The 18,897-nt window shown below is 67.5% G+C and carries 16 protein-coding genes and 1 tRNA gene; 10 read left to right on the top strand and 7 right to left on the bottom strand.

Annotated elements, in window-relative coordinates; genetic code table 11:
- Nucleotides 1-343 precede the first annotated feature (343 nt).
- A complete protein-coding gene (locus tag ACIBG5_RS30880; RefSeq protein WP_396395013.1) occupies nucleotides 344-1,033 on the bottom strand; it encodes a hypothetical protein in 690 nt (229 codons plus the stop codon).
- Between the two features lie 371 nt (nucleotides 1,034-1,404).
- Nucleotides 1,405-2,169: a phosphotransferase gene (locus tag ACIBG5_RS30875; protein ID WP_396395012.1), complete on the bottom strand. Its 765-nt coding sequence runs from the start codon at nucleotides 2,167-2,169 to the stop codon at nucleotides 1,405-1,407.
- Between the two features lie 593 nt (nucleotides 2,170-2,762).
- Here ACIBG5_RS30875 and ACIBG5_RS30870 point away from each other — a divergent pair.
- The 3 genes from ACIBG5_RS30870 to ACIBG5_RS30860 all read left to right on the top strand — a co-directional run bounded on the left by ACIBG5_RS30870 (nucleotide 2,763) and on the right by ACIBG5_RS30860 (nucleotide 4,910).
- A complete protein-coding gene (locus ACIBG5_RS30870; RefSeq protein WP_396395011.1) occupies nucleotides 2,763-3,083 on the top strand; it encodes an Lsr2 family protein in 321 nt (106 codons plus the stop codon).
- A gap of 574 nt (nucleotides 3,084-3,657) precedes the next feature.
- Complete coding sequence (locus tag ACIBG5_RS30865; protein ID WP_396395010.1) at nucleotides 3,658-4,173, top strand: sigma-70 family RNA polymerase sigma factor; 516 nt, start codon at nucleotides 3,658-3,660, stop codon at nucleotides 4,171-4,173.
- Nucleotides 4,170-4,910 (top strand): hypothetical protein, encoded by a 741-nt coding sequence (locus ACIBG5_RS30860; RefSeq protein ID WP_396395009.1) that lies wholly within the window; start codon nucleotides 4,170-4,172, stop codon nucleotides 4,908-4,910. The genes ACIBG5_RS30865 and ACIBG5_RS30860 overlap by 4 nt, the downstream gene beginning before the upstream one ends.
- A 194-nt stretch (nucleotides 4,911-5,104) precedes the next feature.
- On the opposite strand, the gene ACIBG5_RS30855 is transcribed toward ACIBG5_RS30860, so the two are convergent.
- A tRNA-Arg gene (locus tag ACIBG5_RS30855) sits at nucleotides 5,105-5,181 on the bottom strand.
- Between the two features lie 159 nt (nucleotides 5,182-5,340).
- Here ACIBG5_RS30855 and ACIBG5_RS30850 point away from each other — a divergent pair.
- The 3 genes from ACIBG5_RS30850 (at nucleotide 5,341) to ACIBG5_RS30840 (ending at nucleotide 12,202) form a co-directional block, all read left to right on the top strand.
- The gene (locus tag ACIBG5_RS30850) at nucleotides 5,341-6,969 is read left to right on the top strand and encodes a PrsW family intramembrane metalloprotease (protein WP_396395008.1); all 1,629 of its coding nucleotides are present in this window, start codon (nucleotides 5,341-5,343) and stop codon (nucleotides 6,967-6,969) included.
- Between the two features lie 467 nt (nucleotides 6,970-7,436).
- Nucleotides 7,437-10,526 (top strand): AAA family ATPase, encoded by a 3,090-nt coding sequence (locus ACIBG5_RS30845; RefSeq protein WP_396395007.1) that lies wholly within the window; start codon nucleotides 7,437-7,439, stop codon nucleotides 10,524-10,526.
- Nucleotides 10,523-12,202: an ABC transporter gene (locus tag ACIBG5_RS30840; protein WP_396395006.1), complete on the top strand. Its 1,680-nt coding sequence runs from the start codon at nucleotides 10,523-10,525 to the stop codon at nucleotides 12,200-12,202. Before ACIBG5_RS30845 ends, ACIBG5_RS30840 begins: the two co-directional genes overlap by 4 nt.
- A gap of 131 nt (nucleotides 12,203-12,333) precedes the next feature.
- On the opposite strand, the gene ACIBG5_RS30835 is transcribed toward ACIBG5_RS30840, so the two are convergent.
- Both ACIBG5_RS30835 and ACIBG5_RS30830 read right to left on the bottom strand, forming a co-directional pair.
- Nucleotides 12,334-12,951: an SRPBCC family protein gene (locus tag ACIBG5_RS30835; RefSeq protein WP_396395005.1), complete on the bottom strand. Its 618-nt coding sequence runs from the start codon at nucleotides 12,949-12,951 to the stop codon at nucleotides 12,334-12,336.
- Nucleotides 12,952-13,030: 79 nt separating this feature from the next.
- On the bottom strand, nucleotides 13,031-13,528 hold the full coding sequence (locus tag ACIBG5_RS30830) for a single-stranded DNA-binding protein (protein ID WP_396395004.1): 498 nt from the start codon (nucleotides 13,526-13,528) through the stop codon (nucleotides 13,031-13,033).
- 144 nt (nucleotides 13,529-13,672) lie between these two features.
- On the opposite strand from ACIBG5_RS30830, the gene ettA reads away from it, so the two are divergent.
- Nucleotides 13,673-15,355, top strand: coding sequence for an energy-dependent translational throttle protein EttA (gene ettA / locus ACIBG5_RS30825; protein ID WP_396395003.1), 1,683 nt, complete (start codon nucleotides 13,673-13,675; stop codon nucleotides 15,353-15,355).
- 24 nt (nucleotides 15,356-15,379) lie between these two features.
- On the opposite strand, the gene ACIBG5_RS30820 is transcribed toward ettA, so the two are convergent.
- Entirely contained in the window at nucleotides 15,380-16,411 is a 1,032-nt protein-coding gene (locus ACIBG5_RS30820; RefSeq protein WP_396395002.1) for an alpha/beta hydrolase, read from the bottom strand.
- A gap of 165 nt (nucleotides 16,412-16,576) precedes the next feature.
- On the opposite strand from ACIBG5_RS30820, the gene ACIBG5_RS30815 reads away from it, so the two are divergent.
- The 3 genes from ACIBG5_RS30815 to ACIBG5_RS30805 are packed head-to-tail and all read left to right on the top strand — an operon-like array spanning nucleotide 16,577 to nucleotide 18,011.
- On the top strand, nucleotides 16,577-16,915 hold the full coding sequence (locus ACIBG5_RS30815) for an ArsR/SmtB family transcription factor (protein ID WP_396395001.1): 339 nt from the start codon (nucleotides 16,577-16,579) through the stop codon (nucleotides 16,913-16,915).
- Complete coding sequence (locus ACIBG5_RS30810; RefSeq protein WP_396395000.1) at nucleotides 16,912-17,388, top strand: SRPBCC domain-containing protein; 477 nt, start codon at nucleotides 16,912-16,914, stop codon at nucleotides 17,386-17,388. The genes ACIBG5_RS30815 and ACIBG5_RS30810 overlap by 4 nt, the downstream gene beginning before the upstream one ends.
- On the top strand, nucleotides 17,385-18,011 hold the full coding sequence (locus tag ACIBG5_RS30805) for a dihydrofolate reductase family protein (RefSeq protein ID WP_396394999.1): 627 nt from the start codon (nucleotides 17,385-17,387) through the stop codon (nucleotides 18,009-18,011). Before ACIBG5_RS30810 ends, ACIBG5_RS30805 begins: the two co-directional genes overlap by 4 nt.
- Here the strand turns inward: ACIBG5_RS30805 and ACIBG5_RS30800 are convergent.
- Complete coding sequence (locus tag ACIBG5_RS30800) at nucleotides 18,008-18,874, bottom strand: aminoglycoside phosphotransferase family protein (RefSeq protein WP_396394998.1); 867 nt, start codon at nucleotides 18,872-18,874, stop codon at nucleotides 18,008-18,010. The two genes, ACIBG5_RS30805 and ACIBG5_RS30800, sit on opposite strands and share 4 nt — an antisense overlap.
- Between the last annotated feature and the right edge of the window lie 23 nt (nucleotides 18,875-18,897).

Here is an 18,897-nt window from a genome sequence, read left to right as displayed (position 1 = left end):
CCGGACTGGTGAAGACGGCTATCTCCACCGCACTCCGGAGGTCTTCCCTACGTCAACCACCAACCCCAACGTCACCAACGTCTCGGCCGAGTACACCTAGAACGCGCCTTCAACCAGGCGGCTCGCAACGCCGCCGCCGTCAGAAAGCGGTTCGACACCGAGGAACAGCGTCTGACCGCAATGGAGTGATCGCCAGGCGCCCGATCGCATGCGGACTAGAACATACGTTCCCTTAAGCTCGGGTTCTGGGATGGGATGGTGACCTGGGGGTATGCGTCGTGGACAGCGTCTGTCACGTCTGGTCGCCGCTCATTCGCGGTCGGGTGTTCGAACGTCACGTGTGTCATTCGAGGATGCGTTTCGTGTTCTGCCTGATCCAGCTGTCGGGGTGCTCTGCAGCTACGCGGCTGAAGGCTTCGGCGTCAGAGGGTTCCCATGACTTGTCCGCGGCCCGCAGCGCGTCAATGAGTCGGAAGTCGGACCAATGTCCGAGGTCCTCCTGGATGATGGTGCGGCAGAAGGCGCCGACTCTGGGGTCCTTGATCTTGGCCAGGGAATCGAACCAGTACGCCCGAAGATCTTCGCCGTCGTCTGGGTCTTGTGGCGCGAAGGTTGGTTCGCTGCACATCTCGAGGACGAAGCCGAGATCTGCAGCCTTCACGCCATAGCGGTAGGTCTGGCTGACGCGACGCAGCAAGTCGCGGTTGGCACAGCCACGGTCACCGGTTCGCCACTTGTCGGCGGCAGACGCCGCGATCTGTGTCAGCATCGCATGCACTCGCTGCAGGTGGTAGGAGGCCCGCAGGGCAGCCACCAGCACCTCAAGAACAGCAGGGCCGGGCGAGGACACGATGATCCGCTGGCATCCCGCAAGGCGCACCTCGTCAGGTGTGAGCACCCAGTCGTCTCCAAGGTGCTCGCCCTTGTCGAGGTCGAGATGGAGTTCCCTCGCCACGTAGGACTCGGCCTCCACCCATCTCGCCCCGTAGTCGATGTTCGCCAGGAACTCATCAGTATCGCGAGATGATGACACCGGCACTCCCTTATCAGATCCCCGATTTTCTTCACTCAGCTTGCACCGAGGAGCAGACACTTCAAGTATCGACACTTCCTTGATTACCTCGGCGAAGCACAGGATCAGTCCCCGCGCGCGAGCTTCGGCCGGCTAGCTCGGAGGTGGTCGGCGGTGCGTCTTCCCGTCTGCCGTTCAGCCCAGTCAGGACCTATCAGGAGCCACCAGAGGGGCCAGGGTCGTTCGTCCAGCGGGGCGCTCCATCTTGGCCCCTCTGGCGTCTCCTGATCGCGCTACGCGTGGGCTGAACGGCAGACGGGAAGACGCGGGGTGTGAGTCATGTGCAGGGCACCGCTAGGTGTGCGTTCGTGCTGGTCTGGGGCTTGCAGAGATTAGGGGGATGGGGCGGGCGTGGTGTCGAGATCCCAGAGCGCGCGGTAGTACGCGGTCCGGATCGGATCGGGCTCCACTCCGTACGCGGACAGCAAGGTTTCCTCCCAGCCTGGGCCGTAGTTCCACTCGGTACTCCAAGTCGCGACAGCGAGGTCTGCCCATCGGTCAGCTGTACCGAGGTGAGCCATGTCGACCTGGCCCGAATACTGACCGTCCTCAGTGATGAGGGTGTTTGGCACGCAGGCGTCACCGTGGCACACCACCAGTTTGTCTATCGAGGTTGAGGCTGGGAGACCGCTCGTCGAGTCTTTGCCCGCAACAGCGGCTTGCTCAATCCTGTCTTCCACCGTCCAGGTGAATGGACACCTGTCAACTGGCAGCGCGTCGTGAAGCGCTCGCAGTCCTACACCAGCTGCCCGGACGGCCGTCTCGGGATTCTCTTTCCAATGATGGCTGATAGCGCTGTCCCCGGGCAGCCCGGCCGTAAGCATCCAAGCTCCGTCAGCGTCCGCCCCGTAGTCGAGCACGACTGGTACCGATGCGAACTCACAGGCCCATTGCAGCCGCTCGACTTCTGCGGGCAGATCGACGCCAGATCCGACCGGTGCCCACTTTGCGAACCTGCGCGAAGGTCCTGCACCTACCTGAAAGGTCAAGCCGCCAAGGCCGTTGCGCCAGACCGGGGTAACTGAGTGGTCGCCGCCGAGTCGACGAATCTGCACAGGCACGGCTACATCGTCGGGCGGGCGGCCGCTGATCAGCATGAACCGAGCCTCCCGCGTCAAGGTTCTGGAACTGCTAACGGATTTGCTAACACGCCGGGTGGACTGATGTCGACGGGTGTAGATGGTTCCGAGAATATCGGGGGGATGCGCGCGCCCCCAACACGACGGTGTGGACTCGATCAGACGACTTATCAGCAACGTTCAATCTCACGGGTCGCCGATGAGCCCAGTCCGACCCCAACGACCCCTACCGAGATGCGTTGGTCGGCACCGGTGGCTGCATGCGCGACGGAAGCGCGGCGGAGGGCATCGAGCTGTGCAGGCTCCTACGGATCAGAAGGTTGGGGTTCGAATCCCTCCGAGCGCGCCAACGAAACCCAAGGTCACCGCACAGGCGGCCTGAGGTTTGCATGGCTGGCGCGTGACTTGCCCCCGGCTGACCCCAACGTCACTCGTCGTCCTGCTCGACTCCCGCGTTGTCACCCCGATTGGCCTCACGGCCGGTCACGAGACTCTGTCCGGATCGCCCGCCGGATGCTCGATTGGTGTCGGTGCGCGGCTGTGGTGTGTTGGTGAACGATGCTGTGCACTACCTGCACTGCTCCCCGAGGAGGCAACCAGTGGCTCAGAGAGTGGAGATCCTGCTCACAGATGATCTCGACGGCACCAATCTGCCCGCCGGCAGGGGAGAGACCGTGACCTTTGCGCTCGACGGCAGCTCCTACGAGATCGACCTCGGCACCAAGAACGCCGCGGCGCTGCGAAAGGCGTTGGCTGTCTACATCGATGCGGCGCGACCGATCAGGAACAAGCGAGGCAAGAAGGTCACCCGCTCGACCGTCGGCGCAGATGCCCGCACCGTGAAGGAGTGGGCTCGCGCCAACGGCTACGAGGTCAACGACCGCGGACGAGTTCCTGGCGACATCAAAGAGGCCTTCGACGCTGCCAACTGACCCGCTAGCCAGCAGAAAGCGTGGGGCGATTGTTGAATCAAGGTTGGGTCGCCTCCGCCGGCCCGGTCGCGTTCGTGGTGCGGTTCGTGGTGCGAAGTGGTGTCAACTCGTGCGGGATATGTGGCCGTGGTGCGAAGAGCGTGATGGCAAAGTTGCTGGTAGAGGCCAGATGAGACGCTGTCGTTCCTCCTCGTAATGAGAAGGTCGTGGGTTCGATGCCGACGGGCGGCTCCACCCAACCCCCGGTCCGCGCACGCGACCTGAGGGGTCCCTGTCTTGACCAGTCGACGGAGGACCAGGGCCGGTGTCCATGCCCCGCGTCCAGCTCTGCCGGATTGACCTCTCAAGAATCAAGAATCAAGGGCGCGCTCCCGTCCCCCTGCCACGATTGTCCGGCCAGCACGGCACGCATCAAGGGCTGCGGCGTCGGAGGCGATCGAGCAAACCGCGCTCGACCGTTGACCCGCGCCGCGCTGCCCTTGGTCTGGCACCCATTAGGGGGCCAGAGTGGGCAGTGAGCCCAGGCAACCTGGAATCGCTGTGTGTGCCTCTTACTAGGTGGAGGTGCAGCACGGTGCCCTATGAGACGTTCGACGATTTCGCCCGGGTCGGATCGCCGCGACTGCTCGGGGCTGCGCGCCTGTTGCTCGGCGATCCGCAGCTCGCGGAGGATTTGACTCAGGAGACCTTGATCCGGGTCTACCGGTCGTGGCCGTCGATTCGGGTCGACGCAGCCATCGATTCCTATGCGTATCGGACCCTGGTTCGGCTTGTGCACCGGCGCCGTATGCGTGGGTTCCATCGGCGGGAGGTTCCGACTTCGCTGGTTCCTGATCAAGTCGTCGGCGAGGTCGACAGTGATCACCGAGCGCCGTTGGTGCGTGCGTGTCTGTTGGAGCTGCCGGCGCGGCAACGCGCGACGTTGGTGCTGCGCTTCTATGCCGATCTCAGCGTCGAAGACACGGCCAAGGCGATGCGCTGCACTCCCGGCACCGTCAAGAGCCAAACCGCCAAGGGCCTGCGGAACCTCAAGGCGCTCATGACCTCCGACGACGCCGGGGAGTTTGCTCAGCAGGGAGAGACCAGATGATTCGTGATGAAGAGCTCCAATCGCTGATCGCGACCAGCCTTGACAGCAACGAGGTGCATGCCTTGGATCCTGCCGAGGTCGCCCGAATCGCCAACCGGCGCGACCGACGCGACCGCCGCCGCAAGCTCCTCCTCGTCGGGCTCGGTGCTGTCGGCCTGGTGGTGTCCGGCGTGGTTGTGTCGGTGGTTTACCTCGGCAAGGACCGAGGTGTCACCACCACCGCGCCGGAGCCGTCCGCGTCGACCAGGCCGCCAGCGGGGATGCGGCCCGGCTGCGCCCCGTCGGTCTATGCGCGGCTGATCGGTGGGGTGAGCGGCCCTGGCCAAGATGAGTTCCCGATCCTCACCAGAACACACGTGGGAGGCGCGACCAGGACCGTGGTGGAGGTCGCGAATGTTGGGTCGGCTGCTCGGTCGTCACGTGTCGTGCTTGGATACCTCGCCGTCGCCAGGCCAGGCAGTCGTTACGGCGCTGGCGAGGGGGAGGGGATGCCGGCGGATTCGGTGGTGCGGGCTGAGAATCAGCTGGTCCGCAGCGATCCCTTGGTCGACATCATCCCGGCCGGCCAACGACTGTCAGTCACCTTCCAAGCGACCCAGCCCGGCACCTACGGGGTCTACTTCATAGCTCGGATCGCCTACTCCGGCGACCTGTGTGACGGCGCACCAGCGCCACCCCCGGGAACACCCGCCAAGGGCGGGATGACCCAGAAGATCGGCGACATCATCGTCAGGTGAAAGTCGAATGGCGCTGGTCAGATTCGCGAGCTGCCGAGCGTGTCCGATGGCCTCACCCGAGATGACTCGGACGCGGGCACAGACCACTCCTGTCTACTGTGCTATCTGTGACTTCGCACCACGAATAGCCGCACGCGGGATGGGCTGGCAGGGACGGCCGTGGGATCGGCGGGCCTCTGACCTGCGATTTTGTGTGGCGCGCCCGGCAGGATTCGAACCTGCGACCCACAGATTAGAAGTCTGTCGCTCTATCCAGCTGAGCTACGGGCGCGTGGCACGGACGAGTCTCTCAGATCGGTGGGCGACCGCGCCTCTGGGTTACCCGGTTTCGGGGGTTGGGGGTGGACGAAGTACATGCTTGTCGTTCCATCCGGGTAACGCTGCGTGGGCGGTCCTGCCGTGTGAAGGGCTCTCCAACTAGGCTGCGGGCATGAGTTACCCCTCACCAGGCCCAGCCGGCTCGCCGCAACCCGCGGCGGGGTCGGCGTACTCGCCCGGCGGACCCTACCCGCAGCCGAACGTGCTGGGGAACCATCCGGTCCCCGGCCAGCGGCGCAACCAGGGCATCCTGATCGGCATCGTGATCGCGGTCGTTTTCGCGATCGCGGGCCTGGTGATCTTCGGCATTGTGGTCAAGTCGACCGGCGCGGGCGGCTTCACCTGGGGGCTGGTTTTCGCGTTCGTGCCCGTCATCCCGGTGATCGCGCTGTATCTGTGGCTGGATCGTTACGAGCCGGAGCCGACCAAGTACATCCTGTTCGCGCTGTGCTGGGGTGCGTTCATCGCGACTCTGGCCGCGATCTTCATCAACACCGAGGTCTCGAACCTGCTCGAGGAGACCGGCAGCGGCGGCAACCGCTCGGCCGTCTTCGTCGCGCCGCCGGTGGAAGAGTTCGCCAAGGGCTCGGTCATCCTGCTGCTGGCGCTGGTCCGCCGCAAGGAGTTCGACGGCATCATCGACGGTCTCGTGTACGCCGGAATGGTCGGCGTCGGCTTCGCCTTCACCGAGAACATCCTGTACTACGGCCGCATCTTCAACCAGCTGTCCGAGGAGGCCGGCAGTGACGCGGGCCTGCGCGGCGCGTTCGTACTGTTCGTGATCCGCGGCCTGATCTCGCCGTTCGCGCATCCACTCTTCACGTCGTTCACCGCGATCGGCATCGGGGTTGCGATCAGGCATCGAAGTACCGCCGTCCGGTATCTCGCCCCGATCGTGGGGTACCTGGCTGCGGTGCTCGCCCACGGACTCTGGAACGGCGGCGCCAGCTGGGCCGGCGGCGGCGGTTTCATTACCGTCTACCTCTTCCTGATGGTGCCGATCTTCATCGGCATGGTCGTGTTCGCGCTGGTGATGCGGTCCCGCGAGGGACAGATGATCGCGTCCCGGCTGTACGACTACGTGCGCTTCGGCTGGCTGGTCCCACAGGACGTACCGCTGATCGCGACGCTGCGCGGGCGCAAGGCGCTACGGCAGAACGCGAAGCGGTACGGCGCTCAGGCGGAAACGGCAGCCAAGGCGTTCCAGCACAACGCGACCGAGCTGGCGTACCTGCGGGACAAGATCGTCCGCCAGGTGATCGGGCCGGACGCGCTGGAGACCGAGAAGCAGCTGCTGGACGAGCTGCGGGAGCGGCGGCCGAGTGTGCCGTTCCCGCCGATGCCGGCGTTCGCTCAGGCCGCGCCGCAGTTCCAGGCGGTGCCGGGGCCGGGGATGCCTGGGGCGCCCGGTGGTCCTATGCCTGGTGGTCCTGGGCCGGGTGGACCTGTGCTCGGGCCTGGTGGCCCGATGCAAGGGGCGCCGGTGCCTGGGGGTGCAGGGCCTGGTCAGCAAGGGTCCGGTCAGCCGGGAGCGGGTGCGCCCGGTGGGCCTGGAGGGTCGCCGTACCAGGGTCAGGGAACAGGTGGATATCAGCGTCCGCAGGATGGTTATCCGCCGCCTCAGCCGGGGTATCCGTCGGGGCAACCCGGTTACCCAGGGGGCCAGCCTGGTTACCCGCCGGGACCCCCTGGCCAGCAAGGATCGCCGGGAGGATACGGTCCGTATCCACCATCGCAGTGATGCCACCCGTCCACGCCGCCAAACGGGGATGACGATGACTTTGCTTCTGCGCTGTCCGACCGGGCACCCTGTGTCCGTGGGCGGACGTCGTGGCTGACACCAGGTCAGCAGCTGGTGAGGGTTCGGAGCCGCAGGCTCCGGGCCGGGATCAGCCTGCCCAGGAGCTGGCGAACTTGATCACCAACTCGGATGCCAAGGGCAAGGGCTTCTGGCGCCGCCGGCGCCGGAAGTCCCAGCCGGAGCCCGCCGCGCCGCCTGCTCCGGAGCCTGCCGCGGAGCCTGCCGGGGTGCCTGCCTCGGAGCCTGAGAAGGGCCAGCCGGGCGCTGAGGCGACGGGTGCTGCTCCGGTTGAGGGGTCCTCGGCTGAGACATCTGTAGGCGCTGAGGCACAGCCTGAGGCGGCAGGTGCGGCAGGCGGGTCCGAGTCGGATGGCGCCGCTGGTGCTTCCTCAGGCGATGAAGAGAAGGTGTCTGAGGCCGAGACCACGGAGGCCGCAGCCGACGGCGGGGAGACCGATCAGGCCGCGGCTGAGGTAGCTGAGGAGCCTGAGGCTCAGGTCGCTGACGCGGCGGATGGGTCTGCTGAGGGTGGCGACGTACCGGCTGAGGAGCGGTCGCGGGCGCCGGTTGGGGTTGTCTACGAGCCTGATGAGTCTCCGGATGGGTTCCCGCTCGAGTACGGGAACATCATCGTCGGCCTGCCGAAAACGGCAGGCGGTGAGTCCGACGAGGCCGGTGAGGCCGGCGTCTCGGACGGGGCCGCGGCCGACGCCGAGGATGCAGAGGCGGCCGAGGAGCAGGAGCGCGGCACGGGTGACGCTGCCGAGGAGAGTTCCGAGAGCGGGCCGGCTGATGAAGCTGCCCCGGTGGAGGCCGGAGACGCGGAGTCGGCTGACGCGTCTGCTGCGGTGTCCGGCGACGACGCTGCGGCTGAGGCCTCACAAGACGGTGCTGAGTCGAGCGCCGAGACTGAGAAGCCCGAGGACAGGGCTCAGTCGGCCGAGGAGCAGGAGGCCGACGCGGAGCAGTCTGCGGACTCCGCGGAGGGGTCGTCCGAGAGTGCTTGGGCTGACGAGGCTGGTGCGGAGGAGTCCTCCGAGAGTGGTCGGGCTGACGAGGCTGGTGCGGAGGAGTCCTCGGAGAGTGGTCCGGCCGCCGGGGCTGATGCGGAGGACGCCGCGGACGACGTACCTGCTGAGGATGCGCACGACGGCGGTACGTCTGCGGACGTGAGCGCAGAAGCAGAGGCGTCCGAGGCCGGGACTGATGGATCCGGGGCGAGCGACGCGGCTGACGGATCCGCGGAGGGGGCCTCGGAGGAGGTTGCTGCGGCCGACGGTGAGAGCCAGGCGTCGGATGAGGCCACGGCGAGCGTGGAGCCCGAGTCCAGCCAGGAGCAGGAAACCGCCGAGGAGCAAGAAGACGGCGAGGACCAGGCGACCGGCGGGGAGCGTGGTCCGGTTGCTGAGGTTGAGGAGGCTGCCGAGGACGAGTCCGAGGGTGGCGCCGCAGCTGGTGAGGCGGATGCGTCGGACGAGAGCGGACCCGAGGAAGGCGCCGCGGCCGCGGCGCAGGATGCTGGCGCGCCCGCGGGGGAGCAGGACGGCGAGGCTGCCGGGGAGCACGACGGCGAAGCTGCTGGGGAGCAGGACAACGAGGCTGCGGAGCAGGGTGCTGGCGCGACTGCGGGAGCGGAGCACGGCGAAGCCGCGGAGCAGGACGGCGAGGCTGCAGGGGAGCACAACGGCGAGGCTGCTGGGGAGCAGGATGGTGGGGGTGCGGGGGAGCAGGATGAGGATGTTGTTGAGGAGCTGACTGCGGATCAGTTGGCTGAGCGGTTGGCGGCTGAGCAGGCTGCTATGGCTCTGATTACGGCTTTGATGAAGTTGCGGGGGGCGTTGGCGACCAGTCGGTTGCCGATTGATGTGGTCGGGGCCGACGAGGCACGGCAGCAGCAGAAGTCCATGCTGGATCAGCTGGACGACTACATCCTGCCTCGGCTGGTGCAGCTGGAGGCGCCCGTTCTCGCGGTCGTGGGTGGCTCGACCGGCGCGGGCAAGTCAACCCTGGTGAACACGATCATCGGCAAGGTCGTCAGCGAGCCCGGCGTACTGCGTCCGACGACCCGCTCGCCGGTGCTGATCCACAACCCTGCCGACGCGGACTGGTTCGTCGGCGACCGGGTGCTGCCGGGGATGGCGCGTACGACGGCCGACAGCCCGGGCGGGATGGAGGACGCGGGGCAGCTCCGGTTGGTTGCCGCCGACACCGTTCCGCGCGGCCTGGCGATCCTGGACGCTCCCGACATCGACTCGGTCGTCGAGGCGAACCGCGATCTCGCGACGCAGCTGCTCGGCGCCGCGGACCTCTGGCTGTTCGTGACCACGGCAGCCCGGTACTCCGACGCCGTCCCGTGGGATTTCCTCCAGAGCGCGTCGGACCGCAGTACGGCGGTCGCCGTCGTACTGGACCGGGCCCCGGGCGAGACGATCGACGACATCACCGGGCACCTGGCCCAGATGCTGCTCGAGCGCGGTCTCGGCGACTCGCCGCTGTTCTCGATCAAGGAGATCGTTGTCGACAGCAACGGCATGTTGCCGGCCGAGACCGTTGCCTCGATCAAGGACTGGCTGGTCGACCTGGCCGCCGACGCGGAGGCCCGGTCGGCGGTCGTCCGCCGGACCCTGCACGGCGCCGTCACCGCGATGGTGAAGACCACTCCGCCGTTCGCGGCCGCCGTCCGCGCGCAGGCCGACACCGTGATCGAGCTGCGTTCGACCGTCGAGTCGGCGTACGACCAGGCGGTGAAGGACATCGCGAAGGCGGCTGAGGATGGCACCCTGCTGCGTGGCGAAGTGCTGGCCCGCTGGCAGGAGTTCGTCGGCACCGGCGAACTGCTGAAGGGCCTGCAGTCCAACGTCGGCCGGTTCCGCGACAAGGTGAAGGCCACGCTCGGTACCAAGGCCGCACCGCCGACCCGGGATCTCAACGACGCGGTCGAGTCCGGCCTGGAGTCACTGCTGGTCGAGCATGCCGCTGCCGCTGCCGAACGTGCTGAGAAGGCATGGCAGTCGAGCGCAGCCGGGCGGCAGTTGCTCGCAGCCGGTGGCCCGGAACTCGGTGCGATGTCCGAGGACTTCGCGGCCGCAGCGGGACGTACGGTCCGCGAGTGGCAAGCCTTCGTGCTCGACCTGATCCGCAAGGAGGGCGCCGAGAAGCGCGGGACCGCGCGTCTCCTGGAGTACGGCGTGAACGGGCTGGCACTCTCGCTGGTCGTGGCGCTTTTCGCCAGTGATGCAGACATCCCGACCGGTGCCGATGCGAGTGCAGGCGTCGGGAGCGCAGTCGTCGGGCAGAGGTTGCTGGAGGCGGTCTTCGGCGACGAGTCGGTTCGGAGCATGGTGGCGAAGGCACGGGAAGAACTTGACGGTAAGGTTCATGCCCTGATGGATGCCGAATTCGCCCGCTATCTGACTGTCCTCGACCAGCATCCGGTCGACGCTGAGGCAGCCAGGCAACTGACCGAGGCCGCGCGCGCGGTGGAGGACTGCACGTGACGGGAACAGTGGATACGGTCGAGGCCCCGGTGCGGGCCGCGACCGATGTCCTGATGAAGATCGACGCGCTGGAAGCAGCCGCGAAGGCAGGTCAGGGCCGGTTGGACCAGGTGGTCCTCACCGAGGCCACGCAGATCGTGGACCGGGCCGGCCAACGGCTCAGGATGTCCGGCGAGCTGACCGTGGTCGCGCTAGCCGGTGCGACCGGGTCCGGGAAGTCGTCGCTGTTCAACGCGATGACCGGCCTCGACCTGGCCGCGATCGGTACGCGCCGGCCGACCAGCTCGATGCCGCTAGCCTGTGTCTGGGGTGAGGAGCCGGCCGGTGAGGTGCTGAGCTGGCTCGGGATCCCGCGGCGCCACCAGGTGCAGCACCGCAGCTCGCTGGAGGAGCAGCAGTCGGAGGATCTGGACGGTCTGGTTCTGCTGGACCTGCCCGACCACGACTCGACCGAGGTCGAGCACCGGCTGATCGTCGACCGGCTGGTCGAGTTGGTGGACATGCTGGTGTGGGTGGTGGACCCGCAGAAGTACGCCGACGCTGCGCTGCACAACCGCTACATCAAGCCGTTCGCCTCGCACTCCGGTGTGATGGCGTTCGCGCTGAACCACATCGACAAGCTCAACCCGGACCAGCAGAAGAGCTGCCTGAACGACCTGGACCGGCTGCTGAAGGCGGACGGTCTGAAGTCGCCGACAGTCGTTGCCACGTCTGCGGTCAGCGGTGATGGGCTGGACGAGGTGCGTGGCTTGCTGGTCAAGCGGGTCAGCAACAAACGGTCCGCGCGCGAGCGCCTGGCCGCCGATGTCGATCGCGTCTCCGACCGGATGGCAAGCCAGTGTGGCAACGCCAAGACTCCGGAGATCGCCGAGGCCGACATCACCGAGCTCGTCGAGGCACTGTCCGACGCAAGCGGCCTGCCGGTCGTCGTCGACGCCGTACGGCGTTCCTACCTGCAGCGAGCCAGTGCCGCGGCGGGATGGCCGCTCACCAAGTGGCTGGGACGGTTCCAGCCAGATCCGCTGCGGCGGCTGCAGTTGGATCAGGTGTCGAGGCAACAGGGCAAGGAGCTGCGCCGCTCTGCGTCCAACGAGGTCGCGACCGCGCGGGCTTCGTTGCCTGCGGCAACGCCGGTGCAGCGTGCCCGGATGGACACCGCGGTGCGGACGATCACGAACAAGGCCGCGGAAGGACTGTCGCGGCCCTGGGCGGACTCGGTGCGTTCCGCGATCCGGCGCCGTGAGGAGTCGCTCGGCGACGAGCTCGACCAGGCGGTGGCGCGGACGGATCTTGGCATCGCCAACAATCCCGGTTGGTGGGGAGCGGCCCGATTCGTGCAGTGGTTGCTGTTCGCGGTGACGCTTGCCGGTGGTGTATGGCTGGCTGCGCTGCTTGTGGCGCGGATCGCCGGGCTGGATGACCCGCCGCTGCCCAAGGCGGGTGGAATCCCGTACGCGTGGATCATGCTGGTCGGTGGTGCGGTCCTCGGGATAGCGCTCGCGTTCGTCTGCCGGTTGTTCGCCACCGGTGGCGCCGCCCGCCGGGCCCGCGCGGCCGAGAATGCCCTTCGGGCCGAGCTCGAGAAGGTCGCCGACAGCCATGTCGTCGCTCCGGCCCGCGAAGAGCTCGAGGCCTACACCACCTGCCGCGACAGCCTCGCCACCGCCCGAGGCTGACGCACCGAACTATCGTCACCGTCGCACCGAACCATCGCCACCGGCCGGGGCTGACGCACCGGGCCCTCGGCACCGGTCGATGGTGAGCCGCCCAACCCACGAGCCGTCGTGAGTTGGGCGGGACCGCGGGACTAGAGCTCCCGGCCGGGGGCGAACTGGTTCATCGACAGCTCGGCTGCCTCGTAGAGGTCTTTCTCGGTGGTCGTGCCCGAGTCGCGCACCGCGGTCATCCAGGCGCGGACGGACTGCTCATTGAAGTCCACCATCACCGGATCATCGGCGACCTCCACCGGAGTGCGGTCCGTGGGGAACGTGCCGTCGACGTACATGGCCAGGGCGAGGAAGCCGCCCTCCCAGCCGGGGCCGACGTATAGGGCGCCGGCGCCGCCGGGTGCCGGGAGTTCGCTGACCGTGTGCTCCAGTTCCAGCTCGGTGGAGGCGTTGGTTCCCGGGATGAGACGGAGCTCGAGGAGGCTGGTCGGGCCGCCGAAGGTCACCTTGAAGCGCTTCGGGGGCTCGCACTCGAGGACCTCGCCGCCCGCGTTGTCCTGGAGCTGGAAGCTGCCGCCGACCTTGAAGTCGCCGGTGACCGGCCAGAACCAGCGCTTCATCCGCTCGGGGTCCGTGAGGGCGTCCCACAGCTCCTCCGGCTCGGCCTGGTACGAGCGACGCATCAGCACGGTGGCCGTCTCCCCGGTCCGGCTGACCTCCCGATGAACCGCGTTGATGTGCTCGAGGATGTCGATCACTGGTGTTCCCTCTCCTGATGGGGGCTGATGTGGAGCCCAGAATGCCGTTCGGTACTTATATAAGTCAAGGCTGAGATAGTCATGCGGCGTCCCGCTCGGCGGTCTGCGCGGTCAGGGGCAGCGATGTGACGGAATACTCGTCCGCGGGGTACGGCGAAGCGGTCGCCTCGATCGGATCCGGAACCGGCGTGGGAGTCAGCGAGTCCACCTTCGGTGGGTTCTTGCTGAAGGTCGTCGTACCTCGGGTCAGGTCGTGGCCGAGCGAGAACGCCTCGAGGACGACGCGGCTGTGTTGCTCGCCGGCGTCGTCGGTCCACTCGTGCGTTCGCAGGCGGCCGGTGACGATGACCGGTTGGCCGATCCGCACGGATTCGAAGGCGTTCTGAGCCAGTCCGCGCCAGCACTCCACGCTGAACCAGGTGGTCGGCTTGTCGACGTACCGCCCGAGGGCGCGGTCGAACTGGCGTGGTGTCGAGCCCATCCGGAACGTCGCGTGCGGGGTCTGGGCGACCTCTTTGAAGTCGGGGTCGCTGCCGACCCAGCCCAGAACGGTCACATAGGTTTCGCCGAGGCTCATGATCGCCACCTTCTTGATCGCGGGATGCGCTGTCACCCGAGAAGATGCACGCGTTGCGACCCTGATCGGCGCCCGATCCGACGATCTGTGGACAACTCAGGGCTGATTGGGTTCCGGCTGGCCCGAGCACATAGGCTCTGGGGTATGGCGGAATTCATCTACACGCTTCGCAACGTCCGGAAGGCGCACGGCGACAAGGTCGTTCTCGACAACGTCACGCTGAACTTCCTCACCGGCGCGAAGATCGGCGTGGTCGGCCCGAACGGCACCGGTAAGTCCTCGCTGTTCAAGATCATGGCGGGGCTCGACCAGCCCTCCAACGGTGAGGCCCGGCTGGCCGAGGACGCGACGGTCGGGATCCTGCTGCAGGAGCCGCCGCTGACCGAAGGCAAGACGGTGCTCGAGAACGTCGAGGAGGGCGTCGGCGACACCAAGCAGAAGCTGGACCGCTTCAACGAGATCTCCGTCGAGCTGGCCGATCCGGACGCGGACTACGACACGCTGCTGGCCGAGATGGGCGACCTGCAGACCGAGCTCGACCACCGCAACGCCTGGGACGTCGACGCTCAGCTCGAGCAGGCGATGGACGCGCTGCGATGCCCGCCGGCCGACGCGCTCGTGGACAAGCTGTCCGGTGGTGAGCGCCGCCGGGTCGCGCTCTGCAAGCTGCTGTTGCAGCAGCCCGACCTGCTGCTGCTCGACGAGCCCACCAACCACCTGGACGCGGAGTCTGTGCTGTGGCTGGAGCAGCACCTGCAGAAGTACCCGGGCGCCGTCCTGGCGATCACCCACGACCGGTACTTCCTGGACAACGTCGCCGAGTGGATCCTGGAGATGGACCGCGGCCGCACCTACGGCTACGAGGGCAACTACTCCAAGTACCTGGAGACCAAGCAGGAGCGGCTCGTCGTCGAAGGTCGCAAGGACGCCAAGCGGCAGAAGATCCTGGAGCGCGAGCTCGAGTGGGTCCGGTCGAACGCGAGAGCCCGCCAGACCAAGAGCAAGTCCCGCCTGGCCCGGTACGAGGAGCTCGCGGCCGAGGCCGAGCGCGCCCGCAAGCTGGACATCGACGAGATCAACATCCCGCCGGGCCCGCGGCTGGGCAGCACGGTGCTCGAGGTTTCGAAGCTGGAGAAGGGCTTCGGCGACCGCAAGCTGATCGACGGCCTGAGTTTCTCGCTTCCGCGGGCCGGCATCGTCGGCATCGTCGGCCCGAACGGTGTCGGCAAGTCGACGCTGTTCCGGATGATCGTCGGCGAGGAGACGCCGGACGCGGGCACGTTGAGGCTCGGCGACACCGTCAAGGTCTCGTACGTCGACCAGTCCCGCGGCGGCCTGGACCCGAAGAAGACGGTCTGGCAGCAGGTGTCCGACGAGCTCGACTACATCAAGGTGGCGAACTTCGAGATGCCGAGCCGGGCGTACGTCGCCTCGTTCGGCTTCAAGGGCCCGGACCAGCAGAAGCCGACCGGCGTACTGTCCGGCGGTGAGCGGAACCGGCTGAACCTGGCGCTGACGCTGAAGATGGGTGGCAACCTGCTGCTGCTCGACGAGCCGACCAACGACCTGGACGTGGAGACCCTGCAGTCGCTCGAGGACGCGCTGCTGGAGTTCCCGGGCTGCGCCGTGGTCGTCTCCCACGACCGGTGGTTCCTGGACCGGGTGGCGACACACATCCTGGCCTGGGAGGGCACCGACCAGGAGCCGGCGCAGTGGTTCTGGTTCGAGGGCAACTTCGCGTCGTACGAGGCGAACAAGGTGGAGCGGCTCGGCCCGGAGGCCGCACGCCCGCACCGGGTCACCTACCGCAAGCTCACCCGCGACTGAAGCACTGACCCGGTGCCCTTCGGATCAGTGGACGTGGAGGGCGGACAGCAGCATCGGGAGAGAGGCGTGGAGTTCCCGTTGCCAGTAGGCCCAGCCATGGGTGCCGGGGCCGTAGAAATTGGTCGTCAGGTGTTTCGCACCCACGCGGTCGAGTTGTGCGGCGAGAGCGTGGTTCTGACGGTTGAAGTCGGCCTCTAGCGCATCCGTCTTGCCGGGTGGGTCGAACGGTCCTGCGGTGCCGTCGCCGCAGGACAGGTAGACCGGCAACGACTTGAGGTGGTGCGCGAGGTAGTAGGGGTCGTGGGCCGCCCAGATGTCTCGCTGTGCGACTGGATCACCCCAGACGCGTAGCGGGTCGTTGCCCTGGCCTGCGAAGAATCCCATGATCCGGTTGACGGACTCGTCGTTCAGCAGTGGATGCGCGGAGCCGGAGTACGCCGCCACCGCGCGGAACATCCCCGGGTGCCTAGCGGCGTACAGCAGTGCGCCCTGACCGCCCATGGACAGCCCGGCCACGACGCGGTTGGCGCCGGCACCCCAGTCGCGTTCCAGCAGGTGGCGCAGCTCGACGGTGTGGAAGGTCTCCCACGCAGGGTCGCCGCCAGCGCCGTAGTTCCACCAGTTGCTGTACCAGCCGTTCCATCCGGCCTCCGGCATCACCACGAGAACCTTCCGCAGGCTGTCGATCGTGGCGATGTCGGTCCCCGTCCACGAGGTGTAGTCACCACAGCAGCCGTGCAGCAGCCAGAACGTCGGCCAGTGGCGGCCGCGGTCGGCAGGATTCCACCCGTCCGGTGTCATCAGCCGGACCTTCACGGTCCGGCCGCCGAGGGCCTCGGACCGTACCGACAGGTCGACCAGTCGATCGGCGACCTGCGTGACGGCGACGACCTCCGCGCCGCGGGAGTGCCTGGTCTCGACGGAAGGAGCCGCCGTCGTGGCCATCGCGGCGTCCGCGGGTGCGAGCGGCCAGAGAGCGAGGATCACGGCCAGGACAAGCAACACTCGCTTGCGCAGAGACCTCGCGTGCCGAGTCGAGCTGGGACGTGTCGTCATGAGAGACCTCCGGGGGCGGTGCGGAATTCTGCTCAGGTGCGTCGCCGAGACGCTAATCCACTCGCGGCACCGCGGCAAGACCACGGCCCGGCCAGACGGTGGGCTCTGACGCTCCCAACACTTAGCCCTTGATCTAAGTGTCTGGTTGTGACAATACTTAGCCTCATGGCACAGTATTCGGCGGAGGTCGACGGTGTGTTCGTCGCGCTCGCCGACCCGACCCGACGCAGCGTCATTCGGCGCCTCGGCCGCGGGCCGACGAGTGTGGGCGAGCTCGCCGCCGAGTTCCCGATGACCCTGCCGTCGTTCATGAAGCACGTCCGGACGCTGGAGAGCAACGGCCTGATCCGCACGGTGAAGGTCGGCCGGGTGCGCACCTGCGTGCTCGACCGGGACCGGCTCGCGCTGGTCGACGACTGGCTCGCGGAACAGCGCCGGATCTGGGCCGACCGTACCGACCGGCTCGAACGACTCGTCACCGATCCGATGGAGGAGCATTCATGAACCCCGATCTCGACCTGACAGTGGACCGCGTCATCCGCGCGCCGCGTGCGGTGGTCTGGCGCGCGTGGACCGATCCGTCCCGCTTCGAGAAATGGTGGGTTCCGGCGCCGGCCGTGTGCCGGGTGGAGCGCCTGGAGCCGCGTCCCGGCGGTGCGCTCGTGACTCGGCTGAGCGGTGATGGCACGGAGTTCGGTCCACATCTCGACGCCTGCTTCGTCGTCGTCGACGAACTGGAGCGAATCGTGTTCACCACCGCGCTCGACAGCTCCTGGCGTCCCGCACAACCTGCACCGGTCCTGATGACGGCCGAGATCACGTTGGCGGACCACCAGGACGGCACCGACTACCGGGTCATCGTCCGCCACGGCGATCCGGCGGCCCGTGCCCGCCATGAGGAGCTCGGCTTCGCCGACGGCTGGGGCGCGGTCACCAAGCAACTCGCCACCATCGCCGAGGGCGAGGCCGCGCGGTGAAGCTCGTACTCACGGAGTTCGTCACCCTCGACGGGGTCAGCCAAGGTCCTGGCTCGTCGACCGAGGACACCAGCGACGGCTTCACCCGTGGCGGCTGGCTCGTGCCCTACCTGGACGAAGCCTTCGTACGGCGTACCTCGGACTGGCTCGATCTCGCCGACGCACTGCTGCTCGGTCGCCGGACGTACGAGGCGTTCGCCCGCGACTGGCCGCAGATCACCGACCCGGACGACCCGTTCACCGTACGGATGAACGCGTTGCCGAAGTACGTCGTCACCAACACCCTCGTCGAAGGCACCTGGAGCCCGACCACCGTGCTCCGTGGCGATCCCGTCCAGTCCGTCGGTGAACTCAAGGCCCAGCCAGGACGGGAGCTCCAGATCCACGGGAGTGCTCGACTCGGCAACGCGCTGCTGGCAGCGGGTCTCGTCGACACGCTCCGACTCGTCGTCGCCCCGACCGTGATCGGCTCCGGGCGACGACTGCTCGACCACCCGAGTGCGCCGATCGGACTCCACATCACCGAGCACGAAGTGACGCCGAACGGTCTGGTGATCCTGCAGTACGACGCCACCGGCGCCGCTCCACTCGGGGAGTACGAAGGCGTGGCGGCCTTCGTCTAGCCGGCCTGGTGGTCCGCCAGAACGCGTTCGACGACTGGAAGGTCCGTCGTGATGAGCGCCTTCCACAGCGCCCAGCCACGGGCGCGCGCCCAGGTCCCGGCGTCCTGCCCGACGGCCTCCCGGAAGGCGACGCGGGACTCGCCGGAGAAGAACGTGTACGCGATCACCAGATCGCAGGCCGGGTCGCCGATGCCTGAGGTGCCGAAGTCGATGACGGCGGACAGCCGGCCGTCCTTCACCAGCAGGTTCCCGCTCGCGATGTCTCCGTGGAACCACACCGGCGGCCGGTCCCACGCCGTCGCCAGCGCCGCATCCCAGACATCGCGCGCCAGGTCGGTGTCGATCCGTCCCTTCAGTACGGCGAGCGCCTCGACGGTCTCGTCGTGGTAGTGCTCCGGCGGCGCACCGCGGTAGAAGCTGTGCGCACCCGCTGCCGGTCCATCCGTGGCGTCCGCACCCTGCAACGCGAGGATGAACCCGGCGATCGACCGCGCGAATTCGTTGAGGTCGGCAACGGTCTCGTACGACGCGGTGGCGCCGTCCAGCCAGCGGCGGATGGCCCAGTGGAACGGATACCCCTCGCCCGGTGAGCCCTTCGCGACCGCCTCGGGGATCGGCACGGGCAGGACCGGAGCCAGCTTCGGCAGCCACTCGTGCTCCTTGTGCACCGCGGCGGTGTAGCTCTCGTGCGTCGGCAGACGCGCGGTCAGGTCTTCGCCGAGCCGGTACGTCCGGTTGTCCCAGCCGTCGACCTTGACCGGCGTCACCGCCAGTTCGGCCCACTGCGGGAACTGCGTCGCGATCAGCCGCCGTACCAGTGCCGCGTCGATGCCGGCCCGGCCGTCTTCGTGAATGTCCGTCACGCGACGAGATTCTCCGGGGTGCG

Origin of the sequence: Kribbella sp. NPDC050241 (assembly GCF_044459685.1) — a bacterium.
In the GTDB taxonomy this organism is placed as follows: domain Bacteria; phylum Actinomycetota; class Actinomycetes; order Propionibacteriales; family Kribbellaceae; genus Kribbella.
The sequence above is the reverse complement of the archived record's forward strand: the minus strand, read 5'-3'. Positions and strand labels throughout refer to the sequence as shown.

Bases quoted from the DNA above. Each gene is read 5' to 3' on its own strand.
- ACIBG5_RS30810 (WP_396395000.1), top strand. From the start codon at position 16,912: ATGAACCCCGATCTCGACCTGACAGTGGACCGCGTCATCCGCGCGCCG.
- ACIBG5_RS30815 (WP_396395001.1), top strand. From the start codon at position 16,577: ATGGCACAGTATTCGGCGGAGGTCGACGGTGTGTTCGTCGCGCTCGCC.
- ACIBG5_RS30875 (WP_396395012.1), bottom strand. From the start codon at position 2,169: ATGCTGATCAGCGGCCGCCCGCCCGACGATGTAGCCGTGCCTGTGCAG.
- ACIBG5_RS30820 (WP_396395002.1), bottom strand. From the start codon at position 16,411: ATGACGACACGTCCCAGCTCGACTCGGCACGCGAGGTCTCTGCGCAAG.
- ettA (WP_396395003.1), top strand. From the start codon at position 13,673: ATGGCGGAATTCATCTACACGCTTCGCAACGTCCGGAAGGCGCACGGC.
- ACIBG5_RS30830 (WP_396395004.1), bottom strand. From the start codon at position 13,528: ATGAGCCTCGGCGAAACCTATGTGACCGTTCTGGGCTGGGTCGGCAGC.
- ACIBG5_RS30860 (WP_396395009.1), top strand. From the start codon at position 4,170: ATGATTCGTGATGAAGAGCTCCAATCGCTGATCGCGACCAGCCTTGAC.
- ACIBG5_RS30850 (WP_396395008.1), top strand. From the start codon at position 5,341: ATGAGTTACCCCTCACCAGGCCCAGCCGGCTCGCCGCAACCCGCGGCG.